This window comes from Verrucomicrobiaceae bacterium (assembly GCA_016713035.1).
Taxonomy (GTDB): Bacteria; Verrucomicrobiota; Verrucomicrobiia; order Verrucomicrobiales; family Verrucomicrobiaceae; genus Prosthecobacter.
In genome coordinates this window covers 87,528-106,466 of record JADJPW010000016.1, presented here as the reverse complement: position 1 = coordinate 106,466, position 18,939 = coordinate 87,528, and the positions used below count along the sequence as shown (strand labels likewise).

The 18,939-nt window shown below is 59.9% G+C and carries 14 protein-coding genes and 1 pseudogene; 6 read left to right on the top strand and 9 right to left on the bottom strand.

What is annotated here, in order from left to right; translation table 11 throughout:
• Positions 1–34: 34 nt before the first annotated feature.
• The 3 genes from IPK32_25900 to IPK32_25890 all read right to left on the bottom strand — a co-directional run bounded on the left by IPK32_25900 (position 35) and on the right by IPK32_25890 (position 4,608).
• Entirely contained in the window at positions 35–952 is a 918-nt protein-coding gene (locus IPK32_25900) for a Gfo/Idh/MocA family oxidoreductase (protein MBK8095312.1), read from the bottom strand.
• Positions 953–1,032: 80 nt separating this feature from the next.
• Positions 1,033–2,343 carry a hypothetical protein gene (locus tag IPK32_25895; protein MBK8095311.1) on the bottom strand — a complete coding sequence of 437 codons (1,311 nt, stop codon included), beginning with the start codon at positions 2,341–2,343 and terminating at the stop codon, positions 1,033–1,035.
• A 90-nt stretch (positions 2,344–2,433) separates the two neighbouring features.
• Positions 2,434–4,608: an EF-hand domain-containing protein gene (locus tag IPK32_25890; GenBank protein ID MBK8095310.1), complete on the bottom strand. Its 2,175-nt coding sequence runs from the start codon at positions 4,606–4,608 to the stop codon at positions 2,434–2,436.
• On the opposite strand from IPK32_25890, the gene IPK32_25885 reads away from it, so the two are divergent.
• On the top strand, positions 4,607–4,753 hold the full coding sequence (locus IPK32_25885) for a hypothetical protein (GenBank protein MBK8095309.1): 147 nt from the start codon (positions 4,607–4,609) through the stop codon (positions 4,751–4,753). The two genes, IPK32_25890 and IPK32_25885, sit on opposite strands and share 2 nt — an antisense overlap.
• On the opposite strand, the gene IPK32_25880 is transcribed toward IPK32_25885, so the two are convergent.
• Entirely contained in the window at positions 4,737–6,419 is a 1,683-nt protein-coding gene (locus tag IPK32_25880) for a dihydroxy-acid dehydratase (protein ID MBK8095308.1), read from the bottom strand. The two genes, IPK32_25885 and IPK32_25880, sit on opposite strands and share 17 nt — an antisense overlap.
• Positions 6,420–6,506: 87 nt before the next feature.
• Between IPK32_25880 and IPK32_25875 the strand changes: the two genes are divergently transcribed.
• From IPK32_25875 to IPK32_25860, 4 genes are all read left to right on the top strand, one after another.
• The gene (locus IPK32_25875; protein MBK8095307.1) at positions 6,507–7,967 is read left to right on the top strand and encodes an SUMF1/EgtB/PvdO family nonheme iron enzyme; all 1,461 of its coding nucleotides are present in this window, start codon (positions 6,507–6,509) and stop codon (positions 7,965–7,967) included.
• Positions 7,946–10,420 (top strand): glycosyltransferase, encoded by a 2,475-nt coding sequence (locus tag IPK32_25870; GenBank protein ID MBK8095306.1) that lies wholly within the window; start codon positions 7,946–7,948, stop codon positions 10,418–10,420. Before IPK32_25875 ends, IPK32_25870 begins: the two co-directional genes overlap by 22 nt.
• A 71-nt stretch (positions 10,421–10,491) precedes the next feature.
• Complete coding sequence (locus IPK32_25865; GenBank protein ID MBK8095305.1) at positions 10,492–11,847, top strand: MBL fold metallo-hydrolase; 1,356 nt, start codon at positions 10,492–10,494, stop codon at positions 11,845–11,847.
• Between the two features lie 65 nt (positions 11,848–11,912).
• The gene (locus tag IPK32_25860) at positions 11,913–12,638 is read left to right on the top strand and encodes an ABC transporter ATP-binding protein (protein ID MBK8095304.1); all 726 of its coding nucleotides are present in this window, start codon (positions 11,913–11,915) and stop codon (positions 12,636–12,638) included.
• A gap of 9 nt (positions 12,639–12,647) precedes the next feature.
• On the opposite strand, the gene IPK32_25855 is transcribed toward IPK32_25860, so the two are convergent.
• The 4 genes and pseudogenes from IPK32_25855 to IPK32_25840 form a co-directional block, all read right to left on the bottom strand.
• Positions 12,648–13,109 carry a dihydrofolate reductase gene (locus IPK32_25855; protein ID MBK8095303.1) on the bottom strand — a complete coding sequence of 154 codons (462 nt, stop codon included), beginning with the start codon at positions 13,107–13,109 and terminating at the stop codon, positions 12,648–12,650.
• 55 nt (positions 13,110–13,164) lie between these two features.
• Positions 13,165–13,368, bottom strand: a complete 204-nt coding sequence (locus IPK32_25850; protein ID MBK8095302.1) for a hypothetical protein — start codon at positions 13,366–13,368, stop codon at positions 13,165–13,167.
• Positions 13,361–14,797: a sulfatase gene (locus tag IPK32_25845; GenBank protein ID MBK8095301.1), complete on the bottom strand. Its 1,437-nt coding sequence runs from the start codon at positions 14,795–14,797 to the stop codon at positions 13,361–13,363. Before IPK32_25845 ends, IPK32_25850 begins: the two co-directional genes overlap by 8 nt.
• Positions 14,798–14,965: 168 nt before the next feature.
• A pseudogene (locus tag IPK32_25840) lies at positions 14,966–15,784 on the bottom strand (RNA polymerase sigma factor RpoD/SigA).
• Positions 15,785–16,465: 681 nt separating this feature from the next.
• On the opposite strand from IPK32_25840, the gene IPK32_25835 reads away from it, so the two are divergent.
• Positions 16,466–16,840: a type II toxin-antitoxin system VapC family toxin gene (locus IPK32_25835; GenBank protein ID MBK8095300.1), complete on the top strand. Its 375-nt coding sequence runs from the start codon at positions 16,466–16,468 to the stop codon at positions 16,838–16,840.
• A gap of 28 nt (positions 16,841–16,868) precedes the next feature.
• Here IPK32_25835 and IPK32_25830 read toward each other — a convergent pair whose 3' ends face one another.
• The gene (locus IPK32_25830) at positions 16,869–18,938 is read right to left on the bottom strand and encodes an FAD-dependent oxidoreductase (GenBank protein MBK8095299.1); all 2,070 of its coding nucleotides are present in this window, start codon (positions 18,936–18,938) and stop codon (positions 16,869–16,871) included.
• Between the last annotated feature and the right edge of the window lies 1 nt (position 18,939).

Here is an 18,939-nt window from a genome sequence, read left to right as displayed (position 1 = left end):
AAAAGCAGTAGGATGGCGTAGGCGGCACGCATGCTTACTTCTGGAGCAGCTTGGCAGCTTCAGCTTTAGCCTTCGCGAGCACTTCTGCCAGTGCGACGGGCTTGCCGCCTTGGCGCAGGCTTTCATCCGCGGCTTCCATGAAGGTAAAGATCTCGATCGTCTCCGCTGCGCTGACGGGGGCCTGCCCACTGCGGAAGAATTTGCCGATCTGGCGGCATAGGCCCTCATAGCTCACCGCTTTCGCAGCTTGGCCGATGCTCTTGCTGCCGTAGGCGACGGCTCCGAAGTCTGCCTTGCCCTTGACGATGCCGCGATAGGCACCGACGCGGCCATCTTTCCACACACCCGTCGCCACATCATGATTGCCAGCTTTGACCCGTGAAACGGTCTCGCAACCCGTGCCCATGAGCGTGTAGAGCGCCTCCACACCATGGATGCCGTAGAAGAAAAAGTCCGGCGTGCCTTCCTGATACGAGCAGGGGCCCCACGTCGCGGCACCGAGTATGTCGCCGATTTCAGCATTGCCACGCAGTGCCATCATCTCAGGTCCGAAGCGTGAAGAGGAACTGCTGAAAAATGCCACGCCATGCTTCTGCGCGAGCTCTGTGATGGCGATGGCCTCTGCGAGCGTGCCAGCGAGTGGCTTGTCGATGAAGACCGGTTTGCCTGCCTCGAAAATCTCCCGTGCCTCCTGGAGATGGATGCGGCCATCTACGCTCTCGAGCAGCACGACATCGACTTGGGCGAGCAGCTTCGGGATGGTATCGACAATCTCCACGCCCATGTCGCGGAGTTGCTGCGTGAACTTCTCTTTCCGTGTGGCGCTAGCGGGCATGTCGGTGCCGCCGGTGTAGCCTGTGGTGACTCGGATGCCGGCCAGTTCTCCCTCCTTCTCGCCTTTGTTGAAGAGCTTCGTGAAAGCGGGGACGTGGGAGGTATCGAGTCCTACGATGCCAGCGCGGAGCTGTTTGAGGCTGTCTTGGGCCCAGGTGGTGCCAGTGAGGAGGAGAGCGAGGAGGAGGTGTTTCATGGTCATTTCTTCAAAAGGTCCGAGATGGTCTGTTTCATCATTTTTTCCGAATCAGGGGCTGCGTAGGCCTGTGTGGGCTCGTAGCCGCCTTCGGCAAAAGATCGCTCCAGTGGGATGTAGCCCGTCACACCATCACCGTAGCTCGCGGTGCAGATGAAGCCGCCCGGACGCTGCTCCTGGGCAAAGAGCTGATACTCGACAAAGCTCTCTCCAGGCAGGTGCAGCAGGCAGACATCCTCACCGAGATGCAGACTGGTGAAGGGGATAGGCTTGCGGTGACGGATGAAGCCGATCCGCAGGGCTGCAGCGATGCGTTGCGAGGACGAAGTGGCGGAGTTTTGCATCACTTTCATCACGCGTTCCTCCGGGAATTCGGGATCGGGCTGCAACACGACTGGCACATGTCGCCATGCGATCTGGGTCAGAGGCACACGCTTCACGTTTTTCTCGGACTCCACCATCGCCGCGTGGATGCGGCCTGCGAGCAGGGGGCGCATCGGCGGCGTGCCGTCGTTGTATTTGCCCGCGCCGATATTGCCCCCGCAGCCGGTGAAGTAGATGTGCGGCACCCCATCCTCCTGGGTGCGCCGCTCGCGTGCGATGCCTGCGAAGTCATGGCTCACGATGCCATCACCGTAGTAGCTCATGGGATGCGTGGCGTAGTAGTGCAGCACGGCGAGTTTTTTGTCATTATCCCAAAAGGCGATGGTTTTGAGTTGGGGATCAATGAGCCCCTCTGGCAGCGCACGCAGCACAGGATCTCTGGAGCCACTACCACGCATCTTGCCCACTTTGCCGTCGATGACCTGCACGCGGCGATTGCCGGCCACTTCCAGCACTGGGGCCTCGCCCGTGGTGATGTGTGTGACGTGCTGCGGCGTCTTCAATGCGGTGGTGATGCTGCTGGCGATGCCTGTGATTGCTTTTTCCGTGGCTACGGCTTCGATGATGCCGATCTCGGGCAGGAGCCGCTGTGCGGCCTGATCCACCAGCGGCGCATTGTGCTGGTGGAGTGAGTGCAGCGCCACACGCTCTGCCGTCGTGCCTGCGGCCTTGGCCAAAACCTCCCGCCAGTAGTGATGATCTGCACCGCGAATCTCACAGAAATCCACCGCGCAAAGCACGACCGGTTTTTGCTCACTCAAAAGCACGATGCCGAGTGCCAGCAGCGGCTCACTGACACCGACGGCGGGTTTGACGAGCCCCCCGCAGAGAGGTGCACCGACCGGTGGCGTGACATCGGCCCGGAAGGGGGCGATTTGGACCGCGAGAGCTGAAACCGAGCTGAGGAGTAGGCGCAGGAGGTATCTCATCCTGAGAATACGCTGCCGCAGGGTATGCCTTCGCGGCTTTTCAGCAGTGGAGCCGGATTCTCATGCGGATGGAGGCGTGTCGGAGCGAGCTTACTCCGCGCTCGTGCTCTCCAGTGGCCGAAAGGTCTCTAAGTAGCCGATCATCATTTCGTCGTAGGTTTGCGGGCCCCAGTGGACGGTTTTGGTGGGATCGGGGTTGGCTTGATTGGCGGCGCTGTTGTCAAAGTGAGCGGTGATTTTGAGCTGGGTGCCACGGGGGAGGAATTTGGGCTGAGCGAGGTCGTAGCGGAGTTGCCAGTTGAAGTCGTAGCGAGGGATGTCGAGCAGGGTCTCGGTGCCGCTGGCGGTGATGAGCTCGTATTTGAAGGCTTTGCCGCGTATATGCATGTGGGCCATGTAGCCGAGGACATTGAGATCGGTGGGGACGACTTTGGTGAGGGTTTCTTGGTGGTCGGCAGCTCCGGCGGGGATGTTGAGCGGGCGCTTGGGCACGGCGAGGGTTTCGATGATGTAGCGTGGCTCGCTCTGGGCAAAGAGGAGGCCCATGCGGAGCTGATCCTGGGTGGCCTTGCCACTGGGGGTGTAGTGAATCTGAAAGCTGATGGTGCTGCCGGCGGGGAGTTTGCGGGCAAAGCCAGTGGGATAGACTTTAGAGGCATTTCCAGGGACGTAGGCGGCCCAGTAGCCGCTGCTGCCTTCATCGCGGTCGCGGATTTTGCCGCCGTCTTTCTTGTGCACGTTCACGATGACGTGGTGGACGACGCTGCGATCCGTGGGGATGATTTCGTAACCACGCACCCATTTGTCCTCGGTGAGGGTGGTCTGGGTGGTGAGGAATTGATAGGGCATGTAGCCTTCCGCCTTGATGGCGACGGGGCGGGGTATTTGCACGATGAGGTCGGGTTTTCCGATGGTCCATTCGTCTTCAAAGTGAAGCGGTGTGGGGGCATCCACAGCGTCACCGAGGGGGCGGTCTGGGCTGTCGAGCCAAGTGATGAGATCGGTTTTATCGCGAGTGGAGAGGCTGCAATCATTCGCCCAGGGGCTGGCTTTGCCCTCAGGCGTGGCTGCGGCGAACCACGGAGGCATGGTGCCCTCCGTGATGACTCGGCGGATGACTTTGGCGCGGTCGGTGACCTCTGCGATGTCGTCCAAGGCGAAGGGGGCGATGCCGCTGTCGCGGTGGCAGGTGATGCAGTTTTGCTGGAGGATGCGGGCGATGTCGCGGTGGTAGGTGATGGTGGGTTCTTTGTTCTTGGTTCCTTGTTGTTGGTTGTTGGGTTTGAGATCGAGTTCGCAGCCGGGTGCGGTGGTGGCGGCGATGAGGGGGCGCTGGCCGGTGAGCATGGCGGTGATGGCATCACGCAGGTAGCTGCTGCGGGGTGTGTCATGGCTGAAGTCGATGCCGTATTGGTCATTGAGTGCGCCGCGATAGATGAGCGTGCGTTTGGCATCGAGGAGGAAGACCTCGGTGGTGGTCTGGGCATCCAAGGCGGCTGCGAGGGCCTTTTCGGTGTCGTGGATGTAGATGGAGGTGATTTGTGCTTCGGTGAGCTGGGATTGGATGTCTGCGGTGCTCTCGCTGGCGAAGGGATTGAGGAGGATGAGGGTGATTTTTTCTGCCTGGAGCTCTTTTTGGAGCCTGGAGAGGCTGTGGAGGTATTTTTTGCTCACAGGGCAGGTGGCGCTGGTCATGGCGATGACGGTGGCCTGAAACTCACTGAGGCGATGGGGAGTGCCTTGGAGGTCGGTGAAGGCTAAATCGTCGATTTGGCGGCCGATGCCGTGCTGGGTGGCCTTGAGCACTTGCGGGCCGGAGGTGACGATGGGGGCTGCGGGAGCTGCGGGAGCTGCGCTGGGTGCTGCGGGCGAGATGGCCTTTGCGATGGCTTGTTTGCCTTCCTCCTGCGTGATGGTGCCATCGGCATTGAGGTCGAATCTGGCAAAGAGGGCGGCATTGGGCACTTCGTCACGGGTGAGCTTGCCATCGGTGTTTTTATCGAGGCGCTGCCAGAGCTTTTTGCCCTGCTTGAGGTCGGTGGGGACGCTGGTGGCGGATTCGGTGCCGCCCATGATGCTGCGGGTTTCTTCGAGCGTGATGTAGCCGTCGCTGTTGAGGTCAAAGCGCTTGAAGATGGGCTTTTGCGGCAGTTCTGCGGGTGTGACTTTGCCGTCGCGATCCGCATCGTATTTCTGAAAGGCGGTGTCAGCGGCGTCTTGAGCAGACGCCACAGTGGCAAGGAGGAGCAGGAGAGCTTTTTTCATGTCTGACAGGCTGAACCACGGGGCTACGGAGTGGTTGCAGGGAGTGTGTGTCTTGAGCCTGCGCTTTGTAGGACAGGATTTGCGAGAGATGGAGAAAAAAGAGGCGCTGCGTGCTGCCGCTGTGAGCCTCAAAGTGGGCGTGTGAGCGTCCACTTCGATACACAGCCTTCGTGAGCCTGGGAGACGGTGGTGGCGAAGTCTGCGAGGTAGCCAAAGGGATGCTGCACCTGCTGTGCGGTGACTTTTCGTGCGGTGAGGTCTGCCTTCACTTCGATGGTGCCTGCGAGTAGATCGAACTCGATCTCGTCATCATCCTGCACCTGGGCGATGGGGCCCCCGAGGACGGCCTCTGGGGTGCAATGCACACCCACAGCACCTGCGGAGACGCCGGAGACGCGACCATCGGTGATGAGTGCGACTTTGCCATAGAGCTCTGGCACGGCGAGCGCAGCACTAGCGACGTGCATCTCTGGCATACCGAGGGCGACGGGACCGCTGCCACGGATGATGACGATGTGCCCAGGCTGGATGCGGCCCTGTGCGGCGGCTTCGAAGACGCCTTTGCTGCTCTCAAAGCAGATGGCGCGGCCTTTGAAGCGCGGTTCTTTGAGAGAGGAGACTTTAAAGACCATGCCGTGAGGTGCGATGTTGCCAAAGCAGACCTGGATGTCGGCGTATTCTTTGAAAGGCCGATCGAGCGGGGCGATGAGGTCATTCGGAAAAGGCACCGCTTTGGCACTGGCGAGATTTTCGGCCAAAGTGCAGCCTGTGACGGTGAGGCAGGAGCCATCGAGCAATCCGGCATCGAGCAGGTGCTTCAGGAGCATGGAGGTGCCACCGAGGCGATGCAGATCGACCATGGTGCCGCGTCCGCGTGGTGCGAAGCTGCACAGCACGGGCACCTCCCGGCAGATGGCCTGCACATCCCGCAGGGTGAAGTCCACACCGGCCTCGCGTGCAACGGCGAGGAGGTGCAGGACGCCATTGGTGCTGCCGCCGATGGCGGCGATGGCGCTCATGGCATTGCGGAGTGATTGCTTGGTGATGATGTCACGCGGACGGATGTTTTTTTCGAGCAGGTTGCGCATGGCCATGCCGACGCGGAGACATTCCTCGCGCTTCCCGGCCTCGATGGCGGGCATGGAGGATGTATCAGGCAGGCTGAGGCCCATGGCCTCCAGTGTGATGCCCCAGGTATTAAAAGAAGCCGCGATGCCGCAGCCGCCGGGGCCGGGGCATGCAGTGCGGATGATCTGCTCACTCTCATCCCAGCTCATGGTGCCCTGCGCTTCCTTTGCCGCGGCGTCATAGACATCGAGGATGCTGGTGGACTGGCCTTTGTGACAGCCAGGCATGATGCTGCCGCCATTGACGATGAGTCCGGGGAAATTCATCCGCGCCAGCGCCATGGCAAAGGCGGGGCCGTTTTTATCGCAATGGTGCAGGCCGATCATGGCATCGTAGCTGTGTGCGGTGCAGACCATCTCAGCACCATTGGCCATGAGATTGCGTGAGCAGAGCGATGCCGCGCCGCCGATGTTGCCCTGTGTGATGTTGTCACTGGCTGGTGAGACGCCAAAGGGGAAGCCGATCATGCCTGCGTCTGCGCAGCCCTGGGCGATGAGCTTGGCGAGCTCGTGGGAGTGGACGTTGCAGATGTTCCCATCGAGCAAGGGCGTAGCGATGCCGATTTGGGCTTTTTGGAAGTCTTCTTCTTTAAAACCGAGGCCCCAGAAAAAGGCGGTGATGCCGCGCTGCCAGCCGCGGGTGACGTTGTGCGAGTTCCAGTTGAGTGAGGATGAATCTGCCATGGGATGGAGGTGGAGATTAAGCCGCGATGTGAAGGTGGCAAATGCCGCTCTTGAGAGTCTGTGAGTTCCCTGCACTTTCTGCCCACTATGAGATCCGCGCTTTTTCTGCTGCTGACCGCACTTTCACTCCATGCTCAGACGCCGCCGCCGACATTGCGGCTGGATCTGGGAGCTGGTGTGAGCCTGGAGATGATGCTGGTGCGAGCTGGCACATTCCAGATGGGCTCAACGGCCCCTGAGGTTGGGCGTGAGCCGGATGAGGGACCGCTACGCTCCGTCACGCTGACGAGTGACTTTTACATTGGCAAGTATCCGGTCACGCGTGGGCAATTCGCCGCTTTCGCACGAAGCACGAGCTTCCGCACGGAGGCGGAGAAAGGCCAAAGTGGCGGCTTCGGTGTGGAGAATGGGAAACTGGTGCAAAAGAAGTTCTATTCCTGGAAGAACGCCGGCTTTCCGCAGACGGATGAGCACCCAGTCGTCATCGTGAGCGCGGAGGATGCGCAGTTTTTTTGCCAATGGATCGAGCGCAAGACGCGACGAGCATGCTCTCTGCCGACGGAGGCGCAGTGGGAGTATGCCTGCCGCGCTGGGAGTGCGGGAGCTCTGTATGCGGAGCCGGTGAATGAGGTGGCGTGGTTCCGTGCCAATAGCGATGGGCAGACGTATCCAGTGGGCCAGAAAAAGCCGAACGCCTGGGGCCTGTATGATTGCTACGGACCTGTGTGGCAGTGGTGCGCGGACTGGTATGCTCCCTACTCATCTGGCAGCAGCACCGATCCGCTTCAGCGTAATCGCAACCTGAGTGATAAGCCACGCATGGTGCTGCGTGGGGGCTCGTGTTTGAGTGATGTGAGCCACTCGCGCTCAGCGGAGCGTTACCGCAACGATCCCCGCAGTCGAAATGCGGACAATGGATTCCGCATCGTGTGCAGCGTAGTGGAGAGGCCAAAACTGGTGTCCACAGCGTCTAAGACGAAGACGATGACACCTCGCAGTACTATTGCCTCCCAGTCTGCGTCCACGGTTTCGCCATCGCCTACGTCTTTTCCAAGAACCCAACCATCTTCATCACGATCGCATTCCTATGCATCATCTTCCGGGCCAAGCGGCGGCGGTTTAGGCATCTTCTCTTTGCTGCCTTTGGGTGGGGTCGCTCTCGTTGCGTATAAGTTCCTCAAGAGCATGGGTGGTTTTAGCGGAGGGCATCGTGCAGGGCTGGATGCGCTTTCGCCGGATGAGGTGGCGGATCATTTCGGCAATGGTCCACCGCCGTTGCCGCAGCGTTTTTCATTCCGCATGGCAGACTCGGGCTTTTACATCATCGGCCCAGCGGAGGCGGTGGGTGATGTGATCGAGTACACGGCAGACATCGGCTCACGCGTGATCGTGGATCAGGTGACGTTCACGCCGGGGCCAGAGGGGCAGTTCATCTTCACGGGTGAGAGGCCACATAGTGTGCGCGTGCAGACGACGGGCGGGCAGCGGCTGATCCACCCTGGTGGGCGGCACGCACGCGGCGCAGCGTGTCGGTTACTGAGCAGATAGATGGTAGGTGGCTGCTGCGTGCGGGCTCCTGGGTGCCGCGCGGCGTGGTGAGCCCCATCCCCTCCCGCATCACCATCCCCTGTGTGCTGCTGGGCTGTGAGCTGGGGATAGACCGGAGGCCGACGCAGCGATGGATGGAGCTGCTGCGGCAAAATGGCGGCGTCTTTCGACCTCATGAGATGCCGCCGATGCATAGTCTATGGCTCAGTGATGCCGCCGCTGCTGCACATGATCTGCCGTCTGAAATGAGTGAGATGGTGACGTATGCATTGGCGCATGGATGGCCGGTTTTTCGCCACGCGGCGCTGGATGTGTGCCGTGATGAGCGGCTGCGAGTGCTCCAAGCCATCACCAGTCTGCAACGCGGCGGTGCCGAGCGCTTAGCGCTGAATCTGCATGAGTGGCTGCCACGCCATGATGTGGCGAGTGTGCTGCTGACACTCGGCACGGCCGGGCGGGCCACTTTTCCGGTGCCTGCGGATGTCATCGCACGCCAGACGCCGCCGGATGCGGTCATTCGTAGTGAGGAAATCCACCGCGCCCTGCGTGAAACTGGTGCGGATGTGCTGCACGGACATCTCATTGACGGAGATACACTCAGCCGTGTCGATGCAGCGGTGCCGATGATGGTTACTTTTCACAATCAGCGCCTAGGTTGGCCGGAGGAGATCGAAAAGCTCACCACACGGCCCAAGACGCTTCTACTAGGATGCTCCCAAGCCGTCACGGACGAGATGGAGGCCTATTTCCCGCAGATGCAGGTGCGCACGGTGTGGAATGGCATTTCGCCGCCAACGCCGCATGCACATGAAAAAGGGGATCGCTTACGAATCGCTGCGGTGGCCAATCCACGGCCCCAAAAGCGACTGCCCATGCTCATGGACGTGCTGGCGCTGCTGCCAGGGGCTCGCCTCTCTATCGCGGGTGAGGCCTCCACTCGCCATCCCGATGCGCAGCGTGAGGTGGAGCTCTGCCGTGAAAAAAGCCGCCAATATGGCCGTGAGGCCGATGTGGAGTGGTTAGGCGCGGTGGAGGACATCCCATGCTTGCTCGCACGCGTGGATGTTTTTGTCTCGACGAGCCTGCATGAGGGCATGAGCCTCGCGCAGCTCGAAGCGGTGGCTTGTGGCGTGCCTGTCGTGTGTACGGATGTCGGCGGTGCCTCGGACATCGCACGGCGGCATCCGGGAATGATGCGCATCCTGCCTGTGGATGCCACCACAGCGGATTTCGCAGCGGCGATCCGTGAGATGGCACCTCAGCGCCGCTCCAGTGGCTCACTCGCGCCAGATTTCACCGCCGAGGTCATGGCCGCTCGCCATGCTTTTTTGGCGCATGCGATGCTCATCGCGTCGGAGAAGCCGCGCTGCGGCCTGATGCTGGTGACGAACCATTTTTTCACCGGTGGTGCTCAATCTAGCGCGAGGCGGCTACTGCGTCACATCGGCATCCCAGCCCGTGCTGTGGTGCTGCAGGAGCCGGAGGCCTCCCCTGGCAGTGAATCGCTCCGCGCCGCAGGAATCGAGGTGCTCTCACTCTCTCCGACGGGGACATGTGACGCGGCGGTGGCCCTCCGCCCATTGCTCCAGGACCTCGCAGCGCGGCCACCACAGCTTGTTTTATTTTGGAATGTGATCCCTGAATACAAAATCCTGCTCGCTGAGGCGATGCACCGCATTTCGGTGTTGGACGTGAGTCCTGGAGAGATGTTCTTCACCTCGCTGGAGCGATATTTTTACCGACCACGGCCTGGATGGCCCGATCAGGATGCTGCGGCTTACGGACAGCGTTTGAGCGCTGTGATAGTGAAGCATGAAAGCGAGTTGGTGCAGGCGAAGGCGACGCTGCGATGTCCTGTCGTCCGTCATATTCCCAATGGCGTGCCGCTGCGATCTTTCCAAACCGAGCCTGAAGGCACCGAGTGGACGCTAGGCACTGCGGCACGTCTGCATCCGCACAAACGCATCGAGGATCTAATCGCCGCTTTTCGCCAAGTGCATGCGCAGTGCCCCCAGGCACGACTGCGCATCGCTGGGGGGCCAGATGGAGGTCAGGAGGCTTATGCAGAGGCCTTGCGAGTCACCGCGCAGGATCTGCCCATCGAGTGGTGTGGTGAGTTGAGTGAACTGGGCGCTTTTCACGATTCCGTGTGCCTCTTTGTGATGATCTCAGAGCCTGCTGGCTGTCCGAACGCCTCACTCGAAGCGATGGCCTCCAGCCTGCCGATCATCGCCACAGACGTCGGTGGTGCCCGTGAGCAAATCGAGCACGGCGTCAATGGCTTGCTGGTGCCCGCGAGGGATGATGCCGCGCTCGCCACGGCGATGCTCACACTGCTGCATGATGCGGAGAAACGTGCGAGCATGCGGAAGGCGGCACATGAGCGAGCGGGCAGACTTTTTAGCATCGAGCGAATGGTGGCCGACTATCGGCGGGTCTGCGACTTGGAGTAATGCCGCCATTGCTAGTTCGTGATCTGCGCCTAGTCTCAGGCCCTTCCTTTTTCCCTCCCCAAGCAAGACGCATGCGCTTTCGCAACCTCACCCGCCGCCGCGAGATCGGCGCTAATTGTTACCTTCTCGAATCTGGCGATGCCCGCGTGGTCTTGGACTCAGGTATGCACCCCAAAAAGGCGGGTTATGCCGCGACGCCGGATTTTGGCCCACTGCATGACAATGCGGCAAAGGCGATCTTCATCACCCATGCTCACCACGACCACATCGGCTCGCTGCAGGTGCTGCAGCGGCGGCAGCAGGAGGCTCCTGTGATTATGACGGAGGTCACGGGTGAGCTTTCTAACGCCATGCTGCACAACTCCGTCAATGTGATGACGAAGCAGCGTGAGGAGGACAGCATCCGTGAGTATCCGCTCTTCACACACCGCGAGCTCGATGGCATCCGTAGAACATGGATCTACCGCGACACGGATCGCGCCTTTGAGGTGCCGGATACCGACATGGAGGCGACGATGTTCGATGCGGGGCACATCTTGGGCTCCACGGGCATTTTGATCCGCGAAGGCGGCAATACGCTGTTTTACACCGGAGATGTGAATTTTGAGGCGCAGACGATTTGCCGCGCGGCGGACTTCCCGACGAGCGGGATTGATGTTTTGATCACGGAGACGACACGCGGTGATCATGCCCGGCCTGCGGATTACAGCCGCAAAGGCGAAAAAGAGCGTCTCGCATCCGTCATTCGTGAAACGTATGAGGCAGGTGGCGCGGTGCTGATCCCGGTTTTTGCGCTGGGAAAGACGCAGGAGGTGATGCTGATGCTGCATGAGCTTTTGGAAGAAGGACTGATCCCGCAGTGCCCGCTCTTCATGGGTGGTCTGAGCACGAAGATCACCGTGCTCTATGATCACTACGCAGCTCGCAGCCGCCGGAGTTACCCTGGTTTTCAGATCCTGGAGGACATCAAAATGCTCACGCCACGCAAGCGCGGCCGCACGGACCTCACGGCGAACGCACGCTGCATCTACGCGCTCTCCAGCGGCATGATGACGGAGCACACGGCGAGCAATCAGTTCGCGTGGAAGTTCCTGGATAATCCGCGCAATGCCATCTGCTTCGTGGGTTACACCGATCCAGACTCTCCAGGCTACAAAGTGCGCCACGCGAAGGAGGGCGACCTGATCAAGCTGGCCGCCGATCTGCCGCCCGTGCCGCTGCGCTGCCGAGTGGAGAGCTTTGACCTCAGTGCGCACGCCACGCGTGAGCAGATCGCGGATTACGTGGAGAAAGTACGGCCCAAAAAGCTGCTACTGGTGCATGGGGAGGACCCTGCGCAGATGTGGTTCACGAATCGCTTCCGCGAGAGCATCCCTGATACCGAGATCATCCGCCCAGAGATGCATCAGCCCGTGGATCTGTGGTGATTCAGGGATGATGTGAGTCTGCATGATTCACTTGGCACTCGGACTCTAACCGCGCACGGTGCTGCATGCCTAATGAGTCTCCATCTGCCCTCCAGCCCGTGTTTGAAGCACGCGGGCTGCGAAAGGTGTACCACACTGGTGAGCTAGATGTGGTGGCGCTGCATGGTGTGGACCTCGCACTACGAAGTGGTGAGCTGGTGGTGCTGCTAGGAGCCTCTGGCAGCGGGAAATCGACGCTGCTGAACATCCTCGGCGGGCTCGATACGCCCACGGCAGGTGCCTTGCGCTACAAAGGCTGGGATCTCGGTGGCGATGAGCGTGCACTGACGCTTTTCCGCCGGAATTGCGTGGGCTTTGTCTTCCAGTTCTACAATCTCATCCCCAGCCTCACCGCGCGGGAGAATGTGGCGCTGATCACCGAGATCGCCCCGGACCCGATGCGGCCCGAGGAAGCGCTGGAGATGGTGGGCCTGGGGCACCGCATGGACCACTTCCCCTCCCAGCTCAGTGGCGGCGAGCAGCAGCGTGTGGCCATCGCCCGTGCCATCGCGAAAAAGCCGGAGGTGCTGCTCTGCGATGAGCCCACCGGTGCTCTGGATGTCACCACCGGCATCACCGTGCTGGAGGCCGTAGAGCGCATCAATCGTGATCTCGGCACACTCACCGTCGTCATCACACATAATGCCGCGATGGCTGACATGGCAGACCGCGTGCTGCATCTCAGCGATGGAAAAATCATCCAGGAAAAGCACAACGCGGTGCGATTGCCTGCCAGTGGGCTGAAGTGGTGAGTGCGTCGATCAACTTACTCGCTCGTAATAGCGGAATTCCAGCTCGCCCATTCTCTCGATGACCTCTTTGAGGCCGAACAGATGCTCAAAGGGCGGTAGAAGCACATCCCCGTCGTAGTCCTGATCGATGTAGGTCAAGTAGAGCCCGTCGCAGCGTGGTAGCAGCTCCTCGAAAACACGAGCACCGCCGATGACGAAGACAGTATCCTTTTCGCACACGGATGGCAGCTCGCTGGCATCCCGGATGACGGTCACGCCTTCACGCGGTGCCATGGTACTGCTGAGGACGATGTTTTGGCGGCCTGGCAGCGGCTTGCCGATGGAGTCAAAGGTGGCGCGGCCCATGAGGATGGGATGGCCGAGCGTGGTGCGCTTAAAAAACTTCAAATCCTCTGGGTAATGCCACGGCAGCTTTCCCTGGCGTCCGATGACGCGGTTTTTGGACATGGCGACGATGGCGAGGAGTCTCATAAGGGCGGCTTTTTCGCTACGGTGGATCGCAGCAGGTTCAAGCGATGCTTCCACTTCATTCGGTGTAGCCCTTTGGCATGCGTAGGCCCATGCGCTGCTCGTTCGGGTAATATTTCTCGCGGTGAAAGCGGCGGTGGCCCACAGGATCATAGCGCAGCCACATGGTATCGAGCTTCTCCTTTGTCTCATTGCTGCATGAGCTCAGAGTGAGGAGAAGGCAGAGCCCCTGGAGCAGGTTGTGCCGTGTGAATTTATGCATCGGCCTTCTTCTTCGCTTTTCCTTTGCCTTTCCCCTTCTTTTTCGGCTTTTCTGCGCTGGGGGTGTTTTTTGTCGGCATGGGGGCCTGGATGGCTTCACGCCAGTTTTTGAGCTTGGAGTGCAGTTCGGCAGCTTTTTCAGCTTTTTCGGCAGCGAGGTTCTTCGACTCGCCGATGTCATCTTGGAGGTTGTAGAGCTCTAGGCGGCCATCTTCGAGAAATTCCATCAATTTCCAGTCTCCGACCTCGATGAGGCTCACCGGCGTGGTGCGCCAGGTATTGTTCCCAGCACCGAGATAGCCTGGGAAGTGCTGGAAGATGGCCTCACGCTTCAAATGGGCCGCTGGATCGCGGAAGAGAGCGACAAGACTCTCGCCATCGAGCGGCTGTGTGCTCGGTGGCGGTGCAGCATGGGCGATCTCGGCCAGTGTGGGCAGGATATCGACATGGATGGTGGGCACGTCGCAGCTCGATCCTGCCTGGGTGACGCCGGGCCAGCGCACGATGAAGGGCACGCGGGTGCCACCTTCATACAGGCTGCCTTTGCCACTGCGCAGCGGTGCATTGTCCGTGGTATCGCCGCCGCTTTTGATGCCCTCCCGCGTGTAGCCACCTACGCCGCCATTGTCGCTGGTGAAGATGAGCACGGTATTCTCCGCCAGCTTCAGCTCATCGAGCGTCTGCATCACACGCCCCACGCTCTCGTCCACACTGGCGATCATGGCGGCGTAGCGCGGATCATGGTGACCACCTGCGGCGGGCTTGTCTTTGAATTTGGCGATCCATTCTTCCTTTGCCTGGATGGGGGAGTGCACGCCGAAGTGCGGTAAGTAGAGGAAGAAAGGCCCGTCTTTGTGTCGCGTGATGAAATCGACCGCTTTGTGAGTGAGGAAGTCCGCGAGGTACTCGCCCTCCGGGTATTCGGTCTTGGGATTGGTGTTGAAGTCGAAATGCTTTCCCATGGAGACGATCGCTTCGTCAAAGCCGCGCTTGCCAGGATGTTGGTCGCCTTTTTCGCCGAGATGCCACTTCCCGAACATGCCCGTGGCGTAGCCCGCCTGCTTCAGCACCTGCGGCAGGATCATGCGGTCCAGCGGTAGCTCCGTAACATTATCCACCGGCCGCAGCGGGCGCATGCTCCAGTCAAAGCGGTCGGTGCCACCGACGGTGTACACGCCAGTGCGGGCTCCGTATTGACCGCTCATGAGTGCCGCACGGGTAGGCTGGCAGTTTTGGCAATGGTGATGCCGGGTGAGCTTCATCCCCTGTGCGGCGAGCCGGTCAATGTGCGGCGTCTCGTAATACTTCGAGCCAAAGCTGGCCAAATCCGTCCAGCCCAAGTCATCTGCCATAATGAAGATGATATTCGGCGGCCGATCTGCGGCGAAAACAGCGAGCGGGAGGAGAAAGAGAAACGCGAGGAGCTTCATGCTCCCCGGTGAACGGGAGGCATGGGCGAAAGTTACGCCGAAAGCGCAGGATTACTCCTCGCCGAGGGCATCATCAGATGCCTCTGCCTCGATCTCGGGCTCGACTTCCTCCTGCTCCTTTTTCTTGCCGCGCTTTTTCTTGCCGCCGGCATTGCGTAGAGCTTTCGGAATCGGGTCTTCCTTCTTCTGGAGGGCGCGGCGCAGCTTCCGTAGGGCGATGTTCTGGAGCTGGCGGATACGCTCACGCGTGACGCCGAATTCCTGGCCGACCTCTTCGAGCGTGCGCGGCTTTTGGCCGCTGAGACCGAAACGGGCCTCGATGATCTTCAGCTCGCGTGCATCGAGCACGGTGAGCAGGCCATCGAGCTGGCCGTGCATGTTTTTGTGGCTGAGGAGTTCGAAAGGCGTGAGCGCATTCTCATCACCGACGATTTCACCGAATTCGGTGCTGTCGTCTTCGCTGATCGGCGCATCGAGCGAGGCTGGGCGCATGCTGGCGACCTTGAGCTGGCTGAGTTTCGCACGGTCGATACCGATTTCCTCAGACAGCTCGTCATCCGTGGGCTCACGACCGAGTTCCTCGGACATGGCCATGGCGACGCGGCGCATCTTGCTGATCTTGTCCACCATGTGGACAGGCAGACGGATAGTCTTGGATTGATTGGCTAGGGCCCGCTTGATGGACTGCTTGATCCACCAGGCGGCGTAGGTTGAGAGCTTGCCACCCTTATTCGGGTCGAAGCGCTCCACGGCCTTCATCAGGCCGATATTGCCCTCCGAGATGAGGTCTAGCAGTGGTAGGCCGTAGTTTGCGTAGTCTTGGGCGATCTTCACCACGAGGCGCAGATTTGCGCGGATCATGTGGGAGCGTGCCTCGGGGTCGCCGCGCTTGATGCGCTCGGCGAGTTCGACCTCCTGCTCAGGTGTCAGCAAGTCGGTCTTGCCGATTTCACGCAGGTAGATCTTTATTCCTCCATCGAGTTCCATGTTGAGATGTCTTTCTGATTAACGGTGCAAAGGGGTAAATCTTTGCCCTCCCGCCAGACGCGGGGGGCAAACAGTCTAACTGAGATCGCGGGACTCTGCGCGGACTTTTTGGAGGAAAATGGGGCTGAAAACAGCAGAAGGCGGGCGCAGGCCGGAAAACAGCCCTCGTTCAACGAAAGTTTATGCCCCTAGTCAATCATGATTTCTGAAAATTATCACAAAAACCTCAAAAAGGGCTCCTTTTCGGCCTGATGGCCCGGTTCGGGGATGATTGGGCACTTCATCGGTTCCAAACTGGCAGGAAAGGCCTGTGGCGACTGAACCCAAAATTACTCGGAGGCCTTCCATACTCTCTGGGTGTAGGATTCAGCGCGTTGCCTTTTTTCCTGAACCCTACTATCCTGGTACTATGAGTGCCATCGCTGAACGTATCGACCGACGCCTAAGCCAACTGCCCCCCCAGCGGGCGGAACGGTTGGAGTATTTATTGATCGGACTTCTCGAGTATATGGAACCCGAGACAGCCCCAGACTCAGGCGCGGAAGATGCCGACAAACGCCGTGAACAGGGTATGGCTGCGCTCAGTCGCATCGCTGCCCGAGGTGGTATCGCAGGTATCTCTGATCCACTAGCCTGGCAGCGTGAACAGCGGGCGGATCGCCCTCTTCCCGGACGTGATTCATGAGACTCCTGGACAGCAATCTCGTGATCTACGCCGTTCAGCCTGCCAACGAGTGGCTGCGGGTGGAGATCACATCTCAACCATTTGCCGTGTCACAAGCAACGCGGATAGAGGTCCTGGGCTGGCACAAGTTGACGCCGGAAGATCAGAGGGACCTGGAAGAATTTCTCGCCACCGGCACGCGGCTATCCATAACCGACACTGTGGCTGACAAGGCCGTCGAGCTGCGCCAGCAAAAGAAGATGACTCTTGGTGATGCCTTCATTGCCGCCACAGCATTGCTTCATGACCTTGAACTCGGAACCCGAAACACGGATGATTTCAAACACATCTCGGGGCTTCGTCTGTTCAACCCATTCGAAAAAATGCCCTGAGGACACCGTCAAAGCACTGCCAATCGAATCACTTCACCGGCACCCACTGTGCCGCGTCGATGATCACATGACCGGTGGTGCCTTCGTTGCGGATTTCTAGCCAGCCGGTTTTGCCGGACTCGAAGTGGAAGGTGCCGAGGGGTAGCAGGTTGTGCTTCTCGGTGGGCTTGTCCTTCTGGTTTACGATCACGGTCTTCTCACCCTCAGCGTGGTGGATGATGACGGGGATGTTTTCGGCCCGATTCCCGAGTGCGGTGTAGGCGATGGCCACGCGATATTGGCCTGCGGCGGGCAGATTGGGCGTAAAGCGGGCCTTTTGCTCGCCTTTGAGGCTGTCGCTGTCATGGCGGTAGCCTTGGCCGACGAAACCAGGCGTGGTGTGGCCTTCAGAGCTGAAGCCGGTCAGATCAGCCTCGCTGTCATCGACGACGATGCCGCCGAGTTGCTCCTTGGTGATGGCTGCGTGCTCGGGCATCGGCGGAGACTCAAAATCGAGCATCTGACCGTCAGCGAGGAGCTTTTCTTTGAGCTTCGCGTAGTCGAGCTTTTGCAGCTCGACGCCGTTTTCGATGGCGAGGACGGCGGCTGTGGCGGCGCTTTGGCCCATGACCATGAAGACGGGCTCCATGCGGATGCTGCCATACGAGATGTGGCTGGCGCTCAGGCACACGGGCACGAGCAGGTTCGTGCATTGCTCGGCCTTCGGCGTGATGCTGCGGTAGCTGATCGGATACGGACGCACGCCGATCTGGATATCGCCTTCGTTGCGGGCAAAGCCCTCCGCTGTGACGTAGCGCTGCGTGTGGTGGCTATCCATGTTATAGGCACCCATGCCGACGCTGTCTTCGACGATGACGCGACGCTTGCAGTTCTGCTCGCTCATGACGTAACCGCCGATCAGGCGGCGGGCTTCACGCACATACATCTGGCGAGGCCAGTTGCCGTTGTCGGTGAACTCATCTTTCGCCAGTCCCCACTGCGAGTAGTAGGCGCGGATTTTCTCTGGAACACGCGGATGATTGGCGAGCGTCCACAGGAGGCCTTTTTGATAGTCTTCGTGGGCTTTCCAAATCTTCGCTCGGATCGCGTAGTCGCCGTTCGGGTAATCGTAATTCATGCCGATCATGTCGGTGCTGAAGGCAAAGTTGTTATTCGTGTCCGTTTTGCGGTTCGGCATCGGCGTGGGAGCCCACGGGTGGCGCGGATCACCAGCCTCGCAGTTGCGCAGCAGCAGCTCGAACTGCTTTTCATCATAATTTTCCGGCTTGGGGAAAGGGACGCGGTTGGAATCGTCGTCCGTGTTGCACATGCGGAAATTGTAGGCCTGGATGCGGTGGTCGCCGTCGCCATCCTTGCCCTCTGGCATCGGCGTGACGCCCCACAGTAGCCCGCTGCTCGGATCGCCCGGTTTCACATACGGATCGACGTTTTTGATGAACTGATGATGCTTCGCTCCGGCCATCTGGAGGCCGTTGATCGTTTCGCCATACTGCGAATTCGGCTCACGCCCGACATGGTAGCTCACTCCGGCCTTTGCCATGAGATCGCCCTCGTAGCTGGCGTCGATGAACATGGCTGCCTCGAACTCCTTGCCGCTCTCCATGATGATTTTCGTGATCTTTGCGCCTTCTTTGACCACGCCCTTCTTCAAATCGAGCCGCTCACCGAACACGACGGTGACTTTGTCCTTCACCTTCGCCAGCATCGCGTCGTAAATCTCCGTCGCCGCGTGTGGTTCGAAGGTCCACATCGTCGTCTCGGTGCTGGAGTTGCCATGCGGACGCTTGGCGTAGTATTGATCGCGGGTCTGCTGCTTCCACTTCGAGGCGTCGGCGTAGTAGGTGAAGACATTGGCATAAAACTCACGCGAGATGCCACCGATGGCCTTTTTGTTGCCGATGTCCGTCGCTCCGAGACCGCCTGTGGTCAGGCCGCCGAGAAATTTCGTCGGTTCGATCAAAATGGCCGTTTTGCCCATCCTCGCCGTCTGTATGGCAGCGGTGACTCCGCCAGAGGTGCCGCCGTAAATGACCACATCCGGCGCGGCGACGGCCTGGAGGGCTAAAAGAGCGAAAATCGACGTAGAAAGCAGTTTCATG